At 59.7% G+C, this 1,815-nt stretch carries 2 protein-coding genes; one reads left to right on the top strand and one right to left on the bottom strand.

The window, feature by feature from the left end; genetic code table 11:
• Window positions 1-635: 635 nt before the first annotated feature.
• Complete coding sequence (locus tag EOA85_RS38380) at window positions 636-866, top strand: hypothetical protein (RefSeq protein WP_127212649.1); 231 nt, start codon at window positions 636-638, stop codon at window positions 864-866.
• Window positions 867-1,178: 312 nt separating this feature from the next.
• Here the strand turns inward: EOA85_RS38380 and EOA85_RS34390 are convergent.
• A partial coding sequence (locus EOA85_RS34390; RefSeq protein WP_245486311.1) for a carbon-nitrogen hydrolase family protein occupies window positions 1,179-1,815 on the bottom strand: 637 nt, incomplete at its 5' end.

The raw sequence follows: 1,815 nt of genomic DNA, 5'->3' as shown, positions 1-1,815 counted from the left end.
TGTATAAATGTAACCTTATTGCCGGTTGCCTTCTCGAACTTGGCAATCTCTGTGGCAAAAAAGTCGAAGCCATAACCGGTTGCAAACGTCAACTCGGCGGCGCTGGAGACGTTGGCTACGAAGGCCATCGCGGCACTGAGACATAGGGTCCTGACGAAAGATTTCATGTTAGCTCCTCCCAAGCTCCTCGGGTGCGCAGACACGCTCTGCATTGCGACCTACTTCGAACGGAAACTCTCCGCCCATGACGATACGGTACTCGAATACTGGAACGGTCACTCCAGTTAGAACAGTGTTCCATCTTTTTTCGACCGTTGTCAATCACCAAAAATCCAAACGGACGGAGGTATGACTTGCTCTCAAGCGGCTAATTCCCGGCACCAGAATTTACGCGTGTCTGACCGTTTTAGACGATGTTCTACTTTGAGCCGCCAGGCGCGCGCGGCCAGGCGCTATGCCAGGGCATTTTCTATCTGCAAGCGCCAGTCCGAGACTTGCGAGGCCAACAGCTGCATGCAGGTCAGTGCAAGGCAGCCATGACTTGGCCGCTGCTCTGCACAACCAAGGCAGATATCCGCCAAGCTTCACGGACGTGACGGTACCGTTGCTTCCGGCAGCATGCGCAGCCCGTTGTGATGCAGAACGGCGACGTGTTGTTCTTCAATGGAGCGCGCTGGTACATGGCAGTTATTCCAACACCTAAGCTGATCGCTTCCGGCGCGCATCTCATCGGACCTTATCTAGAGGGCGCGCCGAGCGGGTCGCGCAGTTTCAAGCCCCGGGTTTGTGCATGGACGGACAACCGCTTAATTTGGGAAACTTGTGAAGGCGGCGGCCCCTGCAGCGTCTGGGTCGATAGCGACTGACCCGCAATCGAGCTGTCAGGCCAAGAGACGGTCACCAGAAAGCACGATTAGGAATGAGGTCCAATTAGTCAATGCTCCAGCGATCTGGTGGCTGATTAGCCCGGGCATAGAAACGACATCGTTCATAATGCCGAACTAGTGGTCGAGAGCCCGCCATCACCACACTCGGGATCAGGCACCACACGACGCCGGATCGAACGGTGCGGATCGAGCGAACCCGCCTCGGCGATGAATCTCTCGACGATCATCGGCTTCGGGCCGGGGTCGACGATTGCTCGACGAGGGCGGCATCGATCATAGGCATCTCCCTATTCATATGTTGAAGGCGGTGACCCGGGGTAGTCCGAAGAGCCGCGCCCAGGAGATCGTGCTGGCGTTCTGTACGGCAACGATGGAGGTGTCGGTGGTCCACCAGCCATTGCCGACAGCGACGATCACTTCCGGCCCGTGCAGCATCGACTGCAGGACCGGCCACACCAGGAGCTGCTCGTAGCAGATCAGCGGCGCGATCCGGCGGCCGGCGAACTCGACAACGGGATTGGCGAAGAGATGCGCCCGTGCGCCTCCGTCCTGCCCCAGCCAGCGTCGCCAGGGCTGCCACATCGAAACCGGGACCGGCATGCGCTCGTGATAGAGGACGCCGACCTCTTGCGCGGAGATCTCAACCAGGACGTTGTCATAGCCTTGCGCGTCGACAACGGCCGCGCCCGCGATCACGGTGACGTCGCTGTCGCTGAGGGCGTCGCGCCAAAGGTGCTCGACGCTCGGTGTCCAGAACCCGAGTGCGCTTTCGGGCAGCACGACGGTTTCGCCGCTCTGCCCCGCGGTTTGCATGACGGTGGTGATCAGGTCACGCTGCCTCTCGAGCGTTCCGTTGCGACCGAGGCTTCGCCCCACCTCCAGGTCGACGCCACGAAAACCGTCGGGTAAAGCTGGCGCTGTCCAGAAT

This window comes from Mesorhizobium sp. M5C.F.Ca.IN.020.29.1.1 (genome assembly GCF_003997375.1).
Lineage (GTDB): Bacteria > Pseudomonadota > Alphaproteobacteria > Rhizobiales > Rhizobiaceae > Mesorhizobium > Mesorhizobium wenxiniae.
This window is presented reverse-complemented; position numbering and strand designations above follow the sequence as displayed.